This is a genomic window from Pseudomonas sp. B111 (assembly GCF_026428275.1).
Taxonomy (GTDB): Bacteria; Pseudomonadota; Gammaproteobacteria; order Pseudomonadales; family Pseudomonadaceae; genus Pseudomonas; species Pseudomonas aeruginosa.
In genome coordinates this window covers 606,715-624,478 of the sequence record NZ_CP097857.1, presented here as the reverse complement: position 1 = coordinate 624,478, position 17,764 = coordinate 606,715, and the positions used below count along the sequence as shown (strand labels likewise).

Below are 17,764 nucleotides of genomic sequence, written 5' to 3'. Positions count from 1 at the left end.
TCGTTCATTCGCGATAAAAAAACAAACGTTTCGGGGCAGCTATTGTTCGTTTTCTAACAACGCCCCCTCGGCCCGGCAGAAGGCGCTCCCCATGTTCGACTGGAATGACCTGCGTTTCTTCCTCGAGTTGCAGCGCAGCGGTCGCCTGCTGACCGCCGCCAAGCGTCTCGGCACCACTCACGCCACGGTGGCCCGGCACATCGAGAACATCGAGCGCGACCTCGGCACCCAACTGTTCGCCCAGCACACCGGCGGCTACCAGTTGACTCCGGCCGGCCAGGCGCTGCTCAAGCACGCCGAGGCGATGGAGAACACCGCGCTGCTCGCCCAGGAAGAAATGAGCCAGAGCATCTCGCCGCTGGGGCAGATCCGCATCGGCGTCACCGAAGGCCTCGGCAGCGTCTTCCTCGCTCCGCGCCTGGCGCAATTGATGCGCCACTACCCGGGCCTGGAGGTCGAGCTGGTCTCGGTGCCGCGCTTCGTCAGCATCACCAACCGCGAAGCGGACATCGCCATCTCCCTAGACCGGCCGAGCGCCGACCTGGTGATCACCCGCCTGCTGACCCGCTATCGCCTGGCGTTGTTCGCCAGCCCCGCCTACCTGGAACAGGCGCCGCCGCTACGCGACCGCGACGACCTCGGCAGGCACCAGTGGATCGGCTACGTCGACGACCTGCTGTTCAGCCAGGAACTGATGTTCCACCACAGTTTCTGCCGCCACCCGCAGGTCGTGTTCCGCAGCACCAGCGTGGTCGCCCAGCAGCAGGCGGCGCAGGCCGGCATCGGCCTGGCGATCCTGCCGCACTTCATGGGTAGCCGCGATCCGTTGCTGGTACCGGTGCTGCCCGAGGAAAGCATCCAGCGCGAGTACTGGATGAGCACCCGGCGGGAGCTGCACCGCTCGGTGCGCCTGCGGGTGGTCTGGGACTTCCTGCTGGAGCTGTGCCAGCGCGAGCGGGAGGTTCTGCTCGGCCCTTCGGCGACGCCGCCGCCATGATGGCGGCGGTTATCCGCGGAACGACGCTCCGCCGTCTCAGGCCAGGCGCTGCAGCGCCTGTCTGGCCTGGTTCTCCAGCTCCAGCTTGAACGAGGGTTCCAGGCGCAGCTGCCGCGCCAGCTCCTCGAGGTAGGAGCGCTCCATGAAGCTTTCCTCGTCGACCATCAGCAGGCTGGCCAGGTACATCTCCGCGGCGATCTCCGGGGTGCTCGCGGCACGGGCGATCTCGGCCGGGTCCAGCGGCTTGTTCAACTCGCGCTCCAGCCAGCCCTGCACCTCGCGGTCGCTGGTCAGCTTGGCCACCTCGCCTTCGATCATCTGCCGTTCGCGCTCGTCGATGTGGCCGTCGGCCTTGGCCGCACCGACGATGGCCTGGAGGATCGCGTGGCTATGCACTTCGGCCTGGGCTTCCGGCAGGCGGTCGACGGTCTGCGGCTGCGCCTGCGGCGCGGCGCCGTTCTGTTGCTGCTGCCAGTTGTTGTAGGCCTTGTAGGCGATCACCCCGAGCGCGGCGAGGCCGCCGTAGGTGATCGCCTTGCCACCGAACTTGCGCGCCTTCTTGTTTCCCAGCAGCAGGCCGATGGCGCCGGCCGCCAGGGCTCCGCCGCCGGCGCCGGAAAGCAGGCTGCCGAGCTGTCCGCCGCCGCTGGCGCCGGGCTTGCCGCCGGTCTTGTTCTGCAACATTTCCTGCCCGGACTTGAGCAATTGGTCGAGCAAACCACGGGTATTCATGAGGTACCTCCAGGACGTTCGGTAACAACCGGATTCGACCGACTCTAGCCCTTCGCGTCCGCGCTGCCCGCCGGGAGTTTGCTTCGAGATATTGCCGGCCTCCGCGGACACCGTGGCAAAGCGCGACGCATGTCACATTTTTCCAGATAGAGGCCTAGTGCCAGCAGAAAGCCCTTCGACGCGCCGGCATGGCCCTCTAAACTCCGCGCCCGCCCGCGACTGCGGGTCGGCGTCCGACGCCAGCCGCTCCGCGCGCATTCGCAACAGCAATCTGTGAACATGGCTCCCCCGAGCCACCCACTGCCTCGCAAAGGACTTCCCATGACCATCTCCCGCCGCGACTTCCTGAACGGCGTAGCCCTGACCATCGCCGCAGGCCTGACCCCCGCCGAGATCCTCCGCGCCGCCCCCGGCGGCCGCTACTATCCGCCCGCGCTCACCGGCCTGCGCGGTAGCCATCCGGGCGCCTTCGAAGTCGCACACCAGATGGGCTGGGAGAAGAAGACCTTCGATGTCGACCACCTGCCGATCGAAGAGGAATACGACCTGGTGGTGGTCGGCGGCGGCATCAGCGGCCTCGCCGCCGCCTGGTTCTATCGCGAACGGCACCCCGCGGCGCGCATCCTCGTCATCGAGAACCACGACGACTTCGGCGGCCATGCCAAGCGCAACGAATTCCAGGCCGGCGGGCGCACCATCCTCGGCTACGGCGGCAGCGAGTCGCTGCAATCGCCGAACGCCCTCTACAGCGAAGACGCCAAACACCTGCTGAAACGCCTGGGCGTCGAGTTCAAGCGCTTCGAGACAGCCTTCGACACCGACTTCTACCCCGGCCTGGGCCTGTCCCGCGCGGTGTTCTTCGACAAGGCCAGCTTCGGCGTGGACAAGCTGGTCAGCGGCGACCCGACGCCGATGGTTGCCGACGAGGTCCCCCGCGATCGTCTCAATGCCCGCTCCTGGAGCGCCTTCATCGGCGATTTCCCGCTGAGCCGCGAAGACCGGGAGGCGCTCATCGCGCTGTACGAATCACCTCGCGACTATCTTGCCGGCAAGAGCGTGGAAGAAAAGGAAACCTACCTGGCGAAGACCAGCTACCGCGACTACCTGCTCAAGAACGTCGGGCTCTCGGAAACCTCGGTGAAGTACTTCCAGGGCCGCAGCAACGACTTCTCTGCCCTCGGCGCCGACGCCCTGCCGGCGGCCGATGCATACGCCGCCGGCTTCCCCGGCTTCGACGCCCTCGGCCTGCCGCAACCCAGCGAGGAGGCCCAGGCGGAAATGGACGAGCCGTACATCTACCATTTCCCCGACGGCAACGCCTCGCTGGCTCGGCTCATGGTGCGCGACCTGATCCCCGCGGTGGCGCCGGGCCGAGGCATGGAGGACATCGTCATGGCCCGCTTCGACTACTCGAAGCTGGACCTCGCCGGGCACCCGGTGCGCCTGCGCCTGAACAGCACCGCCGTCAGCGTGCGCAACCGCGCCGGCGGCGTCGATGTCGGCTACAGCCGCGCCGGCCGCCTGCACCGGGTACGCGGCAAGCACTGCGTGATGGCCTGCTACAACATGATGGTGCCGTACCTGCTGCGCGACCTCTCCGAGGAGCAGGCCCACGCGCTGAGCCAGAACGTCAAGTTCCCGCTGGTGTACACCAAGGTATTGCTGCGCAACTGGCAGGCCTGGAAGACCCTCGGCATCCACGAGATCTACGCGCCGACCCTGCCCTACTCGCGGATCAAGCTGGACTTCCCGGTCGACCTCGGCAGCTACCGGCATCCACGCGACCCGCGGCAGCCGATCGGCGTGCACATGGTCTACGTGCCGACCACCCCGAACGCCGGCATGGACGCCCGCACCCAGGCTCGCGTAGGCCGCAGCAAGCTCTACGCGATGAGCTTCGAGCAACTGGAAAAGGACATCCGCGACCAGCTCCAGGCCATGCTCGGCCCGGCGGGCTTTGACCACCGTCGCGACATCACCGGCATCACCGTGAACCGCTGGTCGCACGGCTACTCCTACTTCATGAATACCCTCTACGACGACGAGGCGGAAAGCGAAGCGCTGATGGAACTGGCGCGAAGCAAGGTCGGCAATGTCACCATCGCCAACTCGGATGCGGCCTGGGATGCCTACGCCCATGCCGCCATCGACCAGGCGGTGCGGGCAGTCCGCGAACTGGGTTGAAGGACGGCGACGGCAGCGGAACCCGCGCTGCCGTCGCGCCCTTCCGATGTCCAGCAAGACTGACAGAAATGTACTGACAGCGATTTCAATCCCTACTCCACGAAAGCCGTTCAACGACCCTATGTTTCTCGGCCTCCCCTCGAAATAACCCAGGGAAAACACATAGGAAATTTCCTACTAGAATTCAGAAAAGTCCTGATTAAACCGACAGACACCATCGCTAGAATTCGAGCCCGTCCGGAGCTGCCTCCTGGCGGATTATCCGCCTGCCGGCGTTGCCGGTAGCCGCCGCGGAAACCTCCACCTCGATCGGGTTCGATTTCATGAAAACACGCGTCATCCTCGTCGACGACCACGCCCTCACCCTGATCGGCATGCGCTATCTGCTGAGTGCGTACGACGACCTGCGGATCGTCGCCCAGGCCCAGGACGCCGATGGCTTGCTGGCGCAGCTCGAAGCGCACCCCTGCGACCTGCTGATCACCGACCTGATGATGCCCGGCAGCCGGCAGGCCGACGGCTTGCGCCTGGTGCAGAAGGTCCGGCGGCGCTATCCGGACCTGCCGATCGTCGTCGTCACCATGCTCGGCAACCCGGCACTCGTTTCATCCCTGCTCAAGCTGGGCATTCACGGCCTGGTGAGCAAACGCGGCATGCTCGACGATCTGCCCAAGGCGATCCGCCACGCCGGCCGTCGACCATTCATCTCGGGCTCCATCGCACACCTGCTGGAAGTGGGCGAAGCCGAGCACGGCAAGCCGCTGGCCAGCCTCGAACAACTCACCCCGCGCGAAGTGGAAGTGCTGCGCCTGTACGGCAGCGGCCTGGCGGTCGGGGAAATCGCCATCCGACTGTGCCGCAGCAAGCAGACCATCAGCGCGCAAAAGAGCAGCGCCATGCGCAAGCTTGGCCTGGACAGCAATGCCGGACTTTTTCTCTACATCCGGGAAAACGGCCTGGCCTGAACAGCGCGACCGCGATATGTCCGCCTCGCCAGCCCGCGTCGCAAGGTCCGCGCAGCCGCTAGAATGTCCCGCAGCGCCGGGCGCCTTCCGTGCCCGCCTCCGCCAAAGGACTCTTTCGACATGGACCGTAACCGCCGCCTCTCCGCCCGACTCTGCCTCCTGCTGCTGGGACTCGCCAGCCAGGCCGAAGCCCGCGAACCGCAGCCCTGCGCGTCCCGACTGCTTGACGCCGTAGCCAGGCAGGTCGGCCACGATGGCTGGATAGCCCCTTCGTACGAATCTTCCGGTCCGTTCCTCGCCGTGGCCTGCAAGCCCTGGCCGGACGACCCCGCGCAGACGGTGATCGCCATGGCCTACCTGGATCCGGGCGACACCGCCGTGGAAGGCGAACGCCAGCCGCATCTGCTATTGGCCAAGGCCGACAGCCGCAGCGGCAAGCTGCTCGAACGCTACGACAGCGACTTCGAAGAAGACGCATCCGTCGCCGTCGGCAGCGACAGCCTCTGGCTGGACACCGCGCGCTACCGCCTGAGCCCGACGGTGCGCGCCTTCGGCGTGGTGTTCCATAGCGTGGCGCGTGGCGCCAGTTGTCCGGAAGCCGGCTTCGACAACCTGCTGACCCTGGTGGTGCCGGCCGGCGACGGCAAGCTGCGGCCGGTGCTCAACACTTACCTGGACCAGTGGAGGACGCTGAAAGGCTCGGTCTGCTCCGCCGAGCCCGGGTTCGAACAGGAAGTCTCGCACCTGACCCTGGAACTCGGCCGTGGACGCTCCAACGGCTTTGCCGACCTGGTCGTCACCTCGCGGGTCAGCGACGGCGAAATGGAGAACGGCAAACCCTTGCGCGCGGTGAAGCGCACGCTGCGCTACGACGGCGAGCGCTACCCGTTCGAGGAGTATTCGGACTTCTGGCATCGCCAGTGAGGGAAGGCCGTGGCCACCAGCCACGGCGAAACAGCGGAACCGCGCGCCCGCCACAAGGGGCGGACGCGCGCAGGGAACTCAGCTCTCGCTGGTTTCCTCGCTCTCTTCGGCGGGCGCCGGCTCCTGCTCCGGCTCGCCTTCGTCGCCCTGCTCGTCGTCCGACTGGCAATACGGCGTCGGGTCCTGCGGCCAGATCGCCTTGCCATTGCCGTCGAGCAACTGTTCGGCGCCGCAATCGGTGGTGGCCACGGTGAAGCGCGGCTTGCCGTTCAGGTCGTACAGTGCGCGCAGGGTTTCCGTCGCCTCGTCGCCAGTACCGCTGACTTCGTAGCCCAGGATGTAGCCCTGCTGCGGATTCACCTCCAGCTTCTGCCAGAGCGCCGGAACCAGCGTGCGTCCCTGGCGATCGAGCAACACGGTGCGGGCAGCGTTGTCCATACCGTCGAGACCTTCCAGGAAACGACCGTCATACGCAGACTGGATGCTGATCAGTTCGCCCGGCTCCAGCAGCATCTTGCCGCTGCGGTCCATCAGGCCCACCGCCGGCACCTGGCTTTCCGAACCCATGAAGCTGACGGTCTTCTGCGGCCCGCCCTTCTTCGCCACGACGAACAGGTCGTTGCCCAGCGCGCCGATCTGCGCATAACCCGGCTTCACCCACTCGCTGCCTTCGTCGAGGTTGAAGATGCCGAAGTCGGCGCTGAACAGGCCGGTGCTCACGCCGACGGCAGCCAGCCCGGGCACGTCGACGGTGTAGCCAAGCGCGGTGAGGCCGGCGCTGTCGGCCGAATCGTACTGCGGCTGCACCTTCCAGGCGCCGCTGCGATCGATCAGGCCGTACTTGCCCGACGAGCCATCTTCCATGCGCTGCTGGGCCAGCCCGCCCTGCTTGCCGAAGGCGCCGCAACCAGCGAACTGGGCGGCGATCGCCACCTTGCCCTGGTAGTCGAGGTAGCCACAGGGGCTGTCGTACTTCTCGCGGAACGCCACCAGGCCGTTGGCCGGGGTGCCCAGGTAATCGTAGCTCTGGCCGCCACCGACCACGTCGCCCTTGGCATCCACCAGTTGGGAGCCCTTGCCGATGACGCTGGCGCTCATCACGCCGTCGTGGAGGTCGCCCAGGCTCTCGTAGGCCACGGCCTTCTGTTCGCCGGTGGCGAGGTTGATGATCCACTTCTCCTCGCCACGCTCGGCGCTGATCAAGCCGCCGTGTTCGGCGACGCTGCCGTTGACCAGGGTGGTGTCGTAGAGCGCCTCGGTGAGCTGCTTGCCCTTGGCATCGAGGATGCCGCGCTTGCCATCGATCTCGTAGATGATGAATTCGTTGGCACTGTTGGGGTAGATGTCGTCGAAACGCGGCGCCTGGACTTCCTTGCCCTGGCCGTCGACCACGCCGTACTTGCCATCGCGGACGAAGCCATAGAGGTTGGGGGTGAGCAGCGACAGGGCTTCGCCGATATCGTCGCGCAACACCTTGCCGTCCTTCGCCTGGATCAGGTTCCAGCGCTCCTCGCGCGCCGCCATCAGGGTGCCCTGGTAGGCGCTGGCGACGATATTGTCGTAGTCGTTGTCGAACGGCACGAGCAGCTTGGCGTCCTGGTCGATCACCGCGCACTGGCCGTTGAGGCATAGCGGGATGCTCAGTGCAGCCATGCTCGGTGCGGCCGGTTGCGGCGCGACCGCCGCAGGCTTCGGCGCATCGTCGCCCTGGTTGCAGGCGCTGAGGAGCAAGGTGGAAACGGAGACGGCGAGGGTGTTGCGGCCGATACGCGACAGTCTTTGCATGCGGATATGTTCTCGTATGATCCCTGAGATATGTGTCCAGCCGCGATGCGCGCGACATCGCGGAACGCGGTAGCCTTCCCGGCGGAAAGGCGCGGGCATGATGCCCGTGCCGCGGACCGCCTGGCAATGCCCTGGTCCGCCGGCTCGGCGACAGGCGGCGCGCTTGCTGGCAGAATCGCGGCTTTCCGCAAACCGCGCAGGTACCGCCCCATGAACGACCGACTGCAAATCGAAGACCTCCTCCTGGGCGACGGCAAGGAGGTGGTGAAGGGTGCGCTGATCACCACCCAGTACAAGGGCACCCTGGAAGACGGCACGCTGTTCGACTCCTCCTACGAGCGCGGCCGGCCATTCCAGTGCGTGATCGGCACCGGACGAGTGATCAAGGGTTGGGACCAGGGCCTGATGGGCATGAAGGTCGGCGGCAAGCGACGGCTGTTCGTCCCTTCCCACCTGGCCTACGGCGAACGGCAGGTCGGCGCGCACATCAAGCCCCACTCCAACCTGCTGTTCGAGATCGAACTGCTGGAAGTGCTCACCCGCGACGACTGAGCCGAGGGACGGCGGCGGCCTCTGGCCGCCATGCGCAGGACGAATAGTCGCTCGACTATTCGCCCTGCACGAAGCCGGTTTCTCTTCTAATCCGCGGGGCGAGCCGCGGAACCCGTGGCAATGGCGCGAGGCAGGCCGTCCAGCACACGCAGCAGGCAGAACCCCAGGACGGCCCCCGCCGCGCCCGCGACCAGCATCAGGCCGATCGCGCCCGACCAGTCGAAACGGCTGACGATCAGGCCGATCAGCAAGGGGCCGATCACCTGCCCCAGGTAGTTGCCCTGCATTACCCAGCCGATGGCCAGTGGCGTCAGCGAAGGCGTGGGCGAGGCCAGCGGCGCGGTCGCCAGCACGGTGGTGGGAAGCATGCCGGCGACCGCCGAGAAGACGAACCCCAGCGCAATCGCCAGGAGCCCCGGCGTCGCGGCATGGAAGAACGCCGCACCGGTGACTCCCATCAGGATCGCGGTGGTCGCCAGCAAGGCGCCGGGACGTATGCCGCGGGAAAGGATGAAGCCCGCCGCGACATTGCCCAGGGCGTTCGCCGCGACGATGGCCGCGCCGATGAGTCCCGCAGTCTCCAGGGCGACACCCAGGCGCTGCATGAGGAACACGGGGAGGAACGTCATCAGGGCGAAGAACTGCAGGTTGTAGGTGGTGAAGCCGAGCGCCAGCAGGGTGATCGCCGGAACCTTGAGCAACGTGCCAAGACCGGCCGGCCTCACGCCTGCCGCCCTGCGCCCATCGTCGGCAGGGACGCTGAGCGGCAGCAGCAGCGCCGCGACCAGTACCAGCAGTGCGCTCAGTTGCCAGTCGGCGCGCCAGTCCGCGAGCAGCGGCCCGAACAGCATCGAGAGGGCGATTCCGCCTGCCATGAAGGTGCTCCACAGACCGAACACCACGCTGCGCCGCGTCTCGCTGGTGATCCTGTGCAACACGGCGGGCGCCGCCACCACCACGATGAGGAAACCGAGCCCCTCGACGAAGCGAGTGGCGAGCAACCAGGCGAAGTCCTGCATCGACGCACCGAGCAGGCTCGCTCCGCCGAGAATCGCCAGTCCGCCGGTCAGCAGCCGGCGGTCTCCCCAGCGACGCACCAGGAGGCCAGCGGCGATGCCGCCGAATACGCCGACGAACGGAAAGGCGGACATGATCCAGCTCAGCGCGGCGAGGTCGCCGCCGAAGCTCCGTTGCAGCGACGGCAGGGCGATGGTCGCCTTGCCGACATGCAGGGCGGCGGCGATGCCGGCGAAGATCACATTGGCAACTGCCAGCCATCGCGGGCTGGCCTGGGGGTGCGGACGAGCGGGAGTGGACGGGCTATCCATCGTTGCCTCCGGGCATGGAGTGGCGCCCGGCAAAGTCGCCAGACGCTCTGCGCGGATTCTGATAGCTCAAGTTAACTTGAGGTAAAGAGCCCAGGAATCAAACGATGTGTTCCATCGCCCGCACCAATGGCAATCCGGCACGCCCGCTCAGTAGAAGTGCTCGCCGTAGAGGTCCCAGGCATTGCGCCGGGCTGCCCGGCGCAGCTGCTCGGTGTAATCCCGCCGACCGACGGCGGATCGTCCCGAGGTGGCAGCGACAGCCTCGGTCTCGGTGCGGGACGGTTTGTTGCGCGGAGTGTTCAGGGACATGGCGGCGTCACCAGTTCATCCCCGTCGCCGGCCCGCTCAGCAGCGCCTTCGCCATGCCGCGCGCGGACGCCAGGTCCGGCGCCACGCTCACCGGCGGGCCGTAGACGGCCTGCAGCACCGGCGCCAGCTGCTGCAGGTCGGCGAGGTTGTCCGGCTGGCCGTTGGCACTGAGCAGGATGCCCCGGCAATGCTCGACGAAGCGCTGGCGATTTTCCTTGAGCCATAACACCAGGCGCTTGCGCGCTTGCTGGTCGCCTTCAGCTTCTTCCTGCGGGAGTGGCGGATAGACCAGGGCGAAATCGCACTCGACGGCCAGCAGCGCTTCGACCTCCTCCAACCAGCGCTCGACATCGGCCAGCTCGCGGGGCATCTCGCGGACCTGGACCAGGGGAAAGGCATCGATATCCAACAGGCTCTTAGCGGGGGCATTCATGGGGGGGACTCCTGCGGGGAGGCAAGGCGGAGGAATGAGCGGAAGTGCTTGCCAGAACAGTACTGTACGATACAGTTCTTAAATGACCAGCGTCAACCCTAACGAGAAACGCTCTCAGCAAACCGCCTGGAGGCTTGAACGGACCGTCCCGACGGCCCACCATGCGCACCTTCCGACCGCACCCCGCGAGGCCCGATACCGCCCATGAACGATGCGTCCCCCCGCCTGACCGAACGCGGCAGGCAACGCCGCCGCGCCATGCTCGACGCCGCCACCCAGGCCTTTCTCGAACACGGTTTCGAAGGCACCACCCTGGACATGGTGATTGAACGGGCCGGTGGTTCACGGGGAACCCTGTACAGCTCCTTCGGCGGCAAGGAAGGCCTGTTTGCCGCGGTGATCGCCCACATGATCGAGGAAATCTTCGACGACAGCGCCGATCAGCCGCGCCCCGCCGCCACGCTGAGCGCCACCCTCGAGCATTTCGGCCGGCGCTTCCTCACCAGCCTGCTCGATCCCCGCTGCCAGAGCCTCTATCGCCTGGTGGTGGCGGAATCTCCGCGGTTTCCGGCGATCGGCAAGTCCTTCTACGAGCAGGGGCCGCAGCAGAGCTACCTGCTGCTCAGCGAGCGACTGGTAGCGGTCGCCCCCCACATGGACGAGGAAACGCTCTACGCGGTGGCCTGCCAGTTTCTCGAGATGCTCAAGGCCGACCTGTTCCTCAAGGCCCTCAGCGTGGCCGACTTCCAGCCGACCATGGCGCTGCTGGAAACCCGCCTCAAGCTGTCGGTGGACATCATCGCCTGCTACCTGGAACACCTGTCGCAGCGCCCCGCGCAGGGCTGAGCGACGCGCCGTTCAGGCGGAGGGCGGCAGCGCCTGGCCCGGCAGATCGGTGAGGTGGATCTCGGTGACCAGGGGTTCCTGGCGCGGCAGGGTGCGATCGAGCAGGGGCGAGAAACGCGACAGCGCGCCGATCAGGTCCCACTGGGTCTCCAGGGCGGCCCCCAGCTCCGAGAGTTCGTTCAGGACCCGATGACCGACCCGTTGCAGGCGTGGCTCTTCGCTCTGGCTGAGTTCCACCGAAAGGTGCGCCAGCATGGTGGTCATGTTGTTCATGTTGCGTGTCGCCAGGACCAGGATATTGGCCAGCAGGGCGACATCGCTGTCAGGCAGGGAGGCGTGGGGAGAACCGGCGTTGGCGTGCATGCGAGCATCCTTTCTCGAAGTGCGGTCCGGAGCGAACGTCGCGGGAGAATAGCATCATATTGCCATTACGCAATATCTCCCGCGAAACGCTCAGGATGATTTCCTGATGCCAGGCAGACCGCCAAGGGCGGCAAAGGTTTCCATCAGGTGGGCCGCCGGCGCCTCGCCGCGCCGACGGCCCCGACGGCTCACTGCATTTCCAGGGATTTGCGCGGCGGCGTGCTGCGATGAGCGGCTCGCAGGTATTGCGGCGGCCAGGGCATCTGCTCGTTGCGCAGTTCGTCGGCGGCGTGCAACGGCCAGTACGGATCGCGCAGCAGTTCACGGGCAAGCAGGATCAGGTCGGCCTGGCCGGTGCGCAGGATATGCTCGGCCTGCACCGGCTCGGTGATCATGCCCACCGTGCCGCTGGCGATGCCGGCCTCCTTCTTCACCCGTTCGGCGAACTCGGTCTGGTAGCCCGGCCCTACCGGGATTTCCGCATTCGCCGCGGTACCGCCGGAAGACACGTCGATCAGGTCCACGCCCAGGTCCTTCAGCCGCCGGGCCAGCTCCACGGTCTCGTCGGGGTTCCAGCCATCCTCCACCCAGTCGGTGGCGGACAGCCGCACGAATAGCGGCAACTCTTCCGGCCAGGCCTTGCGCACCGCGGCGGTGACCTGCAGAAGCAGGCGGATGCGGTTCTCGAAGCAGCCGCCGTACTGGTCGCGACGCTGGTTCGACAGCGGCGAGAGGAACTGATGCAACAGGTAACCGTGGGCCGCATGCACCTCGGCGATCTTGAAGCCGGCAGCCAGGGAGCGCTCGGCGGCGCGTACGAAGGCCTGCACCAGCGCCTCGATCTGCGCCTCGCTCAGGGCCTCGGGGGTCGTGTGCTGGGGATCGAACGGGATCGCCGACGGCGCCACCGGTATCCAGCCGCCCTCGCCTATCGGCACGCTGCCGTGCTTGCCCAGCCACGGCCGCCAGGTACTCGCCTTGCGCCCGGCGTGGGCCAGCTGGACCCCGGCGACCGCGCCCTGGGACTCGATGAAACGGGTGATGCGATGCAACGGCTCGACATGCGCGTCGCTCCAGATGCCGAGGTCGTCGGCGGTGATGCGCCCCTCGGGCAACACCGCGGTGGCTTCGACGATCACCAGGCCGGCGCCGCCCACCGCGCGACTGCCCAGGTGCACGAGATGCCAGTCGTTGGCCAGGCCCTCCTGCGCCGAATACTGGCACATGGGCGATACGGCGATGCGGTTGGGCAAGGTGATTTGACGCAGGCTAAGAGGCTCGAACAGCAGACTCATGGCAGGACTCCCGGTCGGTCTTGGAATAAATGCTCACACCTGAACTTTAGACCGGGTTCGCGGAGGCCAGCGGCCCAAGCGACATAAAGCAGCCGTCCTCCTGGCGGAAGACGGCTTGAGCGGCCCCGGCCGGCATTCCTTCCTGGAGTGCTGGCCGGGGCCACCGAGCTTACAACGCGCTCGGGCAGGTCACGCCGACGGTGCTGAACGCCCGGGTGACGTCAGCCGCCGAGTAGTTGCGGTTCTGCGCCGAGCTAATCACTCCACAGGCACCGCTGTTGTAGTTGCTGGTGGCGGTCCAGTAGTAGCGGTTGGCGTCGACGAACACCTCGAAGGCCTTGCGGGTATCCCAGCCCGGCGAGTTGGCCAGCAGGTAGAACGCACGGTTGTACACGCCGCTGGAGTGGTGCACGTCGATACCGTTGTAGTACTGCGAGGCGTTGTCGATGGATCGCCCGTCGCGGCTGGGCTGGTCCATGTAGCGCAACGCACCGCTGCCCTTCTTGATGTCGTAGCCGATCAGGAAGTCGTTCTTGCCGCGCATGTAGAACTCGGCGGCCTCGCCGGCCATGTCGGAGAACGCCTCGTTCATTCCGCCGGATTGCCCGCGGTAGATCAGCCCGGAGTTCTGCTCGGTGAAGCCGTGGCTGACCTCGTGGGCCGCCACGTCCAGCGACACCAGCGGATAGAACATGGTGGCGCCGTCGCCGAAGAGCATCGCCGTGCCGTCCCAGTAGGCGTTCTCCACGCTGCGCCCGTAGTGCACCTTCATGTACAGCTTGTGGGTCAGCGGGCTGGTGCCGAACCAGTCCCGGTACAGGTTGAACACCACGCCGCCGAAGAAATGCGCGTCGTTCAGTGGCGAATAAGCGCCGTTGACCTGCTTGTAGGTGTTGGTCGGGCAGGCGAAGCGGAACGGCGTGGTCTTGCTGTCGTTGGTGCTGCCGTTCATGTCGACGGTGATGACGTTGCCGTCGTCCATCTCGCAGCGGTCGTTGACGATCAGCGGACCGTAGTCGCTACCGTAGGTGTACTTGCCGATCTTCTGGTTGCCACCGGGGCCGCCCGCCTCGGCGTGGGCCAGGCCTTCCCACTGATCGAGCACTTCACCGGTCTTGGCGTCGATGACGAAATGCGGCCGCGACAGTCCCTCGCCGGGAATCAGGTAGGAGACGTTGTAGACCAGTTGGGCGATGTTGTTCTCGCCCAGGCGGATCACCAGTTCCACTTTGTCATTCTCGGTCTTGCGGCCCTGGGCCTTCAGGCTCTTGGCCTGGGCCAGCACCTGCTCGGCGGATACCGCCGCGGTGGTGCTGCCCGGCAGGTCGGCGGCGATGTTGGCGACGAAATGGCCGCTGCGCCGCGCCGCCACGCTCTTGCCGGGACCCTTGACTTCGGTGATGGCTTCGCCGACCACCCGTACGCCGTTGTGGAATTGCTCGTAGCGGGTGACCTGCTTGCCGTTGGGCAGGGTCGTGCTGCGGATCGCTTTCAGTTCGTCGGCACCGCCGGCGCCGACCGCGGCTTGCAAGGTGACCGGGCCGGGCGCGCCCTGGGCAGCCTTGCTGGGGAGTTTGGACACGTCGATCAGGTCGGCGGCAAAAGCGGCCGGCGAAACACCCATGATCGCAACGAACAACAGGTCAAGCGTAGAAACCTTCTTCATCTTGTTCAGTTCTCCTGGTTTTTTCAGGCCGAAGTACTCGGCCGACGCTTACCGCCGCCTTGTGGGCTGATCGGAACAGCCGTATCAGTCCTTCGGGTAGAAGGAACTGCACTCCCCTGGCTCGGTCCCGTTTTCGACGGTGCTTTCGTGTACCAAAAAGAACCCGCGGCCAAACCTGCCAGAACTGGCAGGTAGCCTTGATTTCGCCGGAAATCTGTATGTTTTCGCTGGAATAGCTAGCAGAAAAGCAGGTGGCAGCTAGGTTGCCCCCAGCCCCGGGACGCGCTCAGCGAGGGGCCATGTGGACGATCATCAGTTGCACGCTTTCCTGGCCGCGGAATTCGTTGACGTCGAGCTTGTAGGCCAGCTCGGCCCAGCGCACGGTAGGGTTGGGCCACTGCTCGCGGTCGATGTTGAAGGCAATGCCATCCAGTTGCAGCGAGCCGCATTCGCTTTTCAGCACCAGCTTCAGGTGACGCTCGCCGACGATCCGCTGCTGCACCAGCTGGAACACCCCGTGGAACATCGGCTCGGGAAAGTGCTGGCCCCAGGGACCGGCCTGGCGCAACGCGCGCGCCAGCTCCAGGTGGAACTCCTGGATGCTCAACTGGCCATCGGAGAGCAGGCGCCCGGCCAGGTCCTCCTCGGCCAGTTGGCGGCGTACTTCGGCATCGAAGGCGGCGGAGAAAGCGCCGAAGTTTTCCTGCGGCAACGATAGTCCGGCAGCCATCGCGTGGCCGCCGAACTTGCTGATCAGCCCGGGATGACGGGCGGCTACCGCGTCCAGCGCGTCGCGGATGTGGAAGCCGGGAATCGACCGTGCCGAGCCTTTCAGGCTGCCGTCGCCGGCGTCGGCGAAGGCGATGGTCGGCCGGTGGTAACGCTCCTTCAGGCGCGAGGCGAGGATTCCGATCACGCCCTGGTGCCAGTCGGCGTCGAACAGGCACAAGCCGAACGGCAGTTGCTCCAGGCTCAGCTCCTTGAGCTGCGCCAGCGCCTCGCGCTGCATACCCTGCTCGATGGCCTTGCGGTCCTGGTTCAACTGGTCGAGCTGCACCGCCATGTCGCGGGCCAGCGCTTCGTCGTCACAGAGCAGGCATTCGATGCCGAGGGACATGTCGTCGAGCCGACCCGCCGCGTTCAGGCGCGGACCGAGGATGAAACCCAGGTCGGTGGAGGTGATCCGTACCGGAGGCCGCCCGGCCACCTCCAGCAGCGCGCGCAAGCCCGGCCGGGCGCGGCCGGCGCGGATGCGCGCGAGGCCCTGGTGGACCAGGATGCGGTTGTTGGCATCGAGCGGCACCACATCGGCGACGCTGCCCAGCGCCACCAGGTCGAGCAGCTCGGCGAGGTTCGGTTCCTTCAGCCCGCGCCGGGCGAACCAGTCCAGCTCGCGCAGGCGCGCCCGCAACGCCAGCATCACATAGAAGATCACCCCGACCCCGGCCATGGCCTTGCTGGGGAATTCGCAGCCCGGCTGGTTGGGGTTGATGATCGCATCCGCCGCCGGCAGTTCCGGGCCAGGCAGGTGGTGGTCGGTGACCAGCACCTTGAGCCCCGCGGCTTTCGCCGCCTGGACGCCGTCCACGCTGGAGATGCCGTTGTCCACCGTCACCAGCAGGTCGGGACGCTTCTCCAGGGCCACGCCGACGATCTCCGGGGTCAGGCCGTAGCCGTACTCGAAGCGGTTCGGCACCAGGTAATCGACCCAGGCCGCGCCGAGCATGCGCAGGGCCAGCACGCCGACGCTGCTGGCGGTGGCGCCGTCGGCGTCGAAGTCGCCGACGATGAGAATCCGCTGGCCGCCCTCCAGGGCATCCACCAGCAGCGCCACGCCCTCCTCGATGCCTTTCAGCCGCTGGAAGGGAATCAGCCGCGCCAGGCCCTTGTCCAGCTCCTCGGCGCAACGCACGCCACGAGCTGCGTACAGGCGTGCCAGCAATGGCGGAAGGTCGCCGAGATCGGGCAGGGTTTCGGGCAGGGGGCGGGGTTCGATACGCATCAGGTCACTCGTTCGGCTCGACGGAAGGAAACGGCGGCGGCGATCAACGCTCGCCCTGCAGCCATTCCAGCTGCAACTCGTGCTGGCCGTTCTCGTCGGTGACGAACAGGGTGCCCTCGCTGATCATCACGGTCCAGTTGATCGAACGCGGCAGGTCGCGGGACAGGCTCTCCAGGGGTTCCTGGGGCACTGCCGCGACGTTGATGTTCTTCAGGCTGCGCACGCTGTCCAGCACCTTGGTCTGCCAGACCCGCAGGTTGCCATAGGCGAGCAGGCTGAAGCGCTCGCAGCGACGCGAGCACCAGGTGATGCGCTCGGCGTCCGGCTGGCCGACTTCGATCCAGTGCAGGACCCGGCCGTCCAGGCTCTTTTCCCAGAGCGCCGGTTCGTCCACGTCCGACAGGCCACGCCCGAAGGCGATCTGCTCGCCGTACCACAGCACGTAGGCCAGCAAGCGCACGGCCAGGCGCTCCTCGGTCTCGGAGGGGTGCCGGGCCACGGTCAGGCGCAACGTCTCGTAGACCCCGCGGTCCAGGTCGGTGAGGGAAATATCGGCTTTATAGGGCGTGGATTGCAGGGCCATGGGAATACCGGCGTGGGAAGCGAAAGGGCGCAAGTCTAACCTGAAACCTGCCCGCGTGCGGTCCGCCGGCCGACCGCCTGCCCTGCCTTTCTCGCGTCGCTGCCGCTCAGCGCGGGGCGTAGCGGCCCCAGAGTTCCTCGAATTCACGCCGATAGGCGCCAATCAGCACGGCGTCGTCGGTTACCAGCAGGTTCTCTTCGTTGTTGACGCTGGCGCTGCGGGTCCAGTTGAAACTGCCGTTGAGCAGCCAGGCGCCATCCACCAGGGCGAACTTGTGGTGCATGTGGAAGGGACTGTCGTCGATTCGCAGCGGCACGCCGGCCTCGCGCAGCGCATGGATGTCGCTGCCTTCGTCGAACTGCTTGTCATCGTCGCTGATGATCCGCACCGGAACACCGCGCCGATGGCAGGCCAGGATTTCCGCACTGAGCTGGTCGTCGGAGATGGTGAACACGCAGATGTCCAGGCTCTGCCTGGCCTGCCGGCACAGCTCGCGGATCTTCCGCCGACACTCCTCGCCGGGACTGAAATAGGCGCTGGCGCGGCTGCGCGGCGCCGCCGCGGTAACCTCCAGGGTGCGCACCACCTGCTCCAGCCACTTCAGGGCGGCTATCCGTTCGCCCTGCTCCTCCACGAGGACCAGCTCACGCACCAGGTCGAAGGCACGGTTGCGCAGAAAACGCACCTGGTCGGGCGCCAGCTCGCTGCCCAGTTGGCGTAGTTCGTCCCGTTCCTCGTTGCTCAGCTTCAGGTCGGCCAGGCTGTCGCGCAGTTGGCGGTCCAATCCGTCGAAGTCCATT

The 17,764-nt window shown here is 66.5% G+C and carries 17 protein-coding genes; 6 read left to right on the top strand and 11 right to left on the bottom strand.

Annotated elements, in window-relative coordinates:
- Positions 1-91 precede the first annotated feature (91 nt).
- The gene (locus M6E97_RS02900) at positions 92-997 is read left to right on the top strand and encodes a LysR family transcriptional regulator (RefSeq protein WP_003092552.1); all 906 of its coding nucleotides are present in this window, start codon (positions 92-94) and stop codon (positions 995-997) included.
- A gap of 36 nt (positions 998-1,033) precedes the next feature.
- Here the strand turns inward: M6E97_RS02900 and M6E97_RS02895 are convergent, their stop codons facing one another.
- On the bottom strand, positions 1,034-1,729 hold the full coding sequence (locus tag M6E97_RS02895) for a tellurite resistance TerB family protein (protein WP_003092554.1): 696 nt from the start codon (positions 1,727-1,729) through the stop codon (positions 1,034-1,036).
- A gap of 321 nt (positions 1,730-2,050) precedes the next feature.
- Here M6E97_RS02895 and M6E97_RS02890 point away from each other — a divergent pair, with 321 nt between their 5' ends.
- The 3 genes from M6E97_RS02890 to M6E97_RS02880 all read left to right on the top strand — a co-directional run bounded on the left by M6E97_RS02890 (position 2,051) and on the right by M6E97_RS02880 (position 5,802).
- Positions 2,051-3,913 carry an NAD(P)/FAD-dependent oxidoreductase gene (locus M6E97_RS02890; RefSeq protein WP_034005021.1) on the top strand — a complete coding sequence of 621 codons (1,863 nt, stop codon included), beginning with the start codon at positions 2,051-2,053 and terminating at the stop codon, positions 3,911-3,913.
- Between the two features lie 323 nt (positions 3,914-4,236).
- Entirely contained in the window at positions 4,237-4,878 is a 642-nt protein-coding gene (locus M6E97_RS02885) for a response regulator transcription factor (protein WP_034005033.1), read from the top strand.
- A 120-nt stretch (positions 4,879-4,998) separates the two neighbouring features.
- A complete protein-coding gene (locus M6E97_RS02880; RefSeq protein ID WP_034005019.1) occupies positions 4,999-5,802 on the top strand; it encodes a hypothetical protein in 804 nt (267 codons plus the stop codon).
- A 78-nt stretch (positions 5,803-5,880) separates the two neighbouring features.
- Here the strand turns inward: M6E97_RS02880 and M6E97_RS02875 are convergent, their stop codons facing one another.
- A complete protein-coding gene (locus M6E97_RS02875; protein WP_034005017.1) occupies positions 5,881-7,587 on the bottom strand; it encodes a WG repeat-containing protein in 1,707 nt (568 codons plus the stop codon).
- A gap of 210 nt (positions 7,588-7,797) precedes the next feature.
- On the opposite strand from M6E97_RS02875, the gene M6E97_RS02870 reads away from it, so the two are divergent.
- Positions 7,798-8,139: an FKBP-type peptidyl-prolyl cis-trans isomerase gene (locus tag M6E97_RS02870; protein ID WP_003092567.1), complete on the top strand. Its 342-nt coding sequence runs from the start codon at positions 7,798-7,800 to the stop codon at positions 8,137-8,139.
- An 86-nt stretch (positions 8,140-8,225) separates the two neighbouring features.
- Here the strand turns inward: M6E97_RS02870 and M6E97_RS02865 are convergent, their stop codons facing one another.
- The 3 genes from M6E97_RS02865 to M6E97_RS02855 form a co-directional block, all read right to left on the bottom strand.
- Complete coding sequence (locus tag M6E97_RS02865) at positions 8,226-9,467, bottom strand: CynX/NimT family MFS transporter (protein WP_023099279.1); 1,242 nt, start codon at positions 9,465-9,467, stop codon at positions 8,226-8,228.
- 147 nt (positions 9,468-9,614) lie between these two features.
- Positions 9,615-9,776, bottom strand: coding sequence for a MexR antirepressor ArmR (armR, locus tag M6E97_RS02860; protein WP_003109634.1), 162 nt, complete (start codon positions 9,774-9,776; stop codon positions 9,615-9,617).
- Positions 9,777-9,783: 7 nt separating this feature from the next.
- Complete coding sequence (locus M6E97_RS02855) at positions 9,784-10,209, bottom strand: hypothetical protein (RefSeq protein WP_003129878.1); 426 nt, start codon at positions 10,207-10,209, stop codon at positions 9,784-9,786.
- Between the two features lie 204 nt (positions 10,210-10,413).
- On the opposite strand from M6E97_RS02855, the gene nalC reads away from it, so the two are divergent.
- Complete coding sequence (nalC, locus tag M6E97_RS02850; RefSeq protein ID WP_003137949.1) at positions 10,414-11,055, top strand: efflux system transcriptional repressor NalC; 642 nt, start codon at positions 10,414-10,416, stop codon at positions 11,053-11,055.
- A 12-nt stretch (positions 11,056-11,067) separates the two neighbouring features.
- Here nalC and M6E97_RS02845 read toward each other — a convergent pair whose 3' ends face one another.
- From M6E97_RS02845 to M6E97_RS02820, 6 genes are all read right to left on the bottom strand, one after another.
- Positions 11,068-11,418, bottom strand: a complete 351-nt coding sequence (locus M6E97_RS02845) for a hypothetical protein (RefSeq protein WP_031635820.1) — start codon at positions 11,416-11,418, stop codon at positions 11,068-11,070.
- A gap of 188 nt (positions 11,419-11,606) precedes the next feature.
- The gene (locus tag M6E97_RS02840) at positions 11,607-12,713 is read right to left on the bottom strand and encodes an NADH:flavin oxidoreductase/NADH oxidase (protein WP_009313509.1); all 1,107 of its coding nucleotides are present in this window, start codon (positions 12,711-12,713) and stop codon (positions 11,607-11,609) included.
- A 169-nt stretch (positions 12,714-12,882) separates the two neighbouring features.
- Positions 12,883-14,379 carry a M4 family elastase LasB gene (gene lasB / locus M6E97_RS02835; protein WP_003092588.1) on the bottom strand — a complete coding sequence of 499 codons (1,497 nt, stop codon included), beginning with the start codon at positions 14,377-14,379 and terminating at the stop codon, positions 12,883-12,885.
- Positions 14,380-14,665: 286 nt separating this feature from the next.
- Complete coding sequence (recJ, locus tag M6E97_RS02830) at positions 14,666-16,381, bottom strand: single-stranded-DNA-specific exonuclease RecJ (protein WP_003092592.1); 1,716 nt, start codon at positions 16,379-16,381, stop codon at positions 14,666-14,668.
- Positions 16,382-16,424: 43 nt separating this feature from the next.
- Positions 16,425-16,964 carry a YaeQ family protein gene (locus M6E97_RS02825; protein WP_003092594.1) on the bottom strand — a complete coding sequence of 180 codons (540 nt, stop codon included), beginning with the start codon at positions 16,962-16,964 and terminating at the stop codon, positions 16,425-16,427.
- Between the two features lie 106 nt (positions 16,965-17,070).
- Entirely contained in the window at positions 17,071-17,763 is a 693-nt protein-coding gene (locus M6E97_RS02820) for a phospholipase D-like domain-containing protein (RefSeq protein WP_003092598.1), read from the bottom strand.
- Between the last annotated feature and the right edge of the window lies 1 nt (position 17,764).

Excerpts from the sequence above, each read along its gene's own strand:
- M6E97_RS02900 (WP_003092552.1), top strand. The coding sequence starts at position 92 with ATGTTCGACTGGAATGACCTGCGTTTCTTCCTCGAGTTGCAGCGCAGC.
- M6E97_RS02895 (WP_003092554.1), bottom strand. The coding sequence starts at position 1,729 with ATGAATACCCGTGGTTTGCTCGACCAATTGCTCAAGTCCGGGCAGGAA.
- M6E97_RS02890 (WP_034005021.1), top strand. The coding sequence starts at position 2,051 with ATGACCATCTCCCGCCGCGACTTCCTGAACGGCGTAGCCCTGACCATC.
- M6E97_RS02885 (WP_034005033.1), top strand. The coding sequence starts at position 4,237 with ATGAAAACACGCGTCATCCTCGTCGACGACCACGCCCTCACCCTGATC.
- M6E97_RS02880 (WP_034005019.1), top strand. The coding sequence starts at position 4,999 with ATGGACCGTAACCGCCGCCTCTCCGCCCGACTCTGCCTCCTGCTGCTG.
- M6E97_RS02875 (WP_034005017.1), bottom strand. The coding sequence starts at position 7,587 with ATGCAAAGACTGTCGCGTATCGGCCGCAACACCCTCGCCGTCTCCGTT.
- M6E97_RS02870 (WP_003092567.1), top strand. The coding sequence starts at position 7,798 with ATGAACGACCGACTGCAAATCGAAGACCTCCTCCTGGGCGACGGCAAG.
- M6E97_RS02865 (WP_023099279.1), bottom strand. The coding sequence starts at position 9,467 with ATGGATAGCCCGTCCACTCCCGCTCGTCCGCACCCCCAGGCCAGCCCG.
- armR (WP_003109634.1), bottom strand. The coding sequence starts at position 9,776 with ATGTCCCTGAACACTCCGCGCAACAAACCGTCCCGCACCGAGACCGAG.
- M6E97_RS02855 (WP_003129878.1), bottom strand. The coding sequence starts at position 10,209 with ATGAATGCCCCCGCTAAGAGCCTGTTGGATATCGATGCCTTTCCCCTG.
- nalC (WP_003137949.1), top strand. The coding sequence starts at position 10,414 with ATGAACGATGCGTCCCCCCGCCTGACCGAACGCGGCAGGCAACGCCGC.
- M6E97_RS02845 (WP_031635820.1), bottom strand. The coding sequence starts at position 11,418 with ATGCACGCCAACGCCGGTTCTCCCCACGCCTCCCTGCCTGACAGCGAT.
- M6E97_RS02840 (WP_009313509.1), bottom strand. The coding sequence starts at position 12,713 with ATGAGTCTGCTGTTCGAGCCTCTTAGCCTGCGTCAAATCACCTTGCCC.
- lasB (WP_003092588.1), bottom strand. The coding sequence starts at position 14,379 with ATGAAGAAGGTTTCTACGCTTGACCTGTTGTTCGTTGCGATCATGGGT.
- recJ (WP_003092592.1), bottom strand. The coding sequence starts at position 16,381 with ATGCGTATCGAACCCCGCCCCCTGCCCGAAACCCTGCCCGATCTCGGC.
- M6E97_RS02825 (WP_003092594.1), bottom strand. The coding sequence starts at position 16,964 with ATGGCCCTGCAATCCACGCCCTATAAAGCCGATATTTCCCTCACCGAC.
- M6E97_RS02820 (WP_003092598.1), bottom strand. The coding sequence starts at position 17,763 with ATGGACTTCGACGGATTGGACCGCCAACTGCGCGACAGCCTGGCCGAC.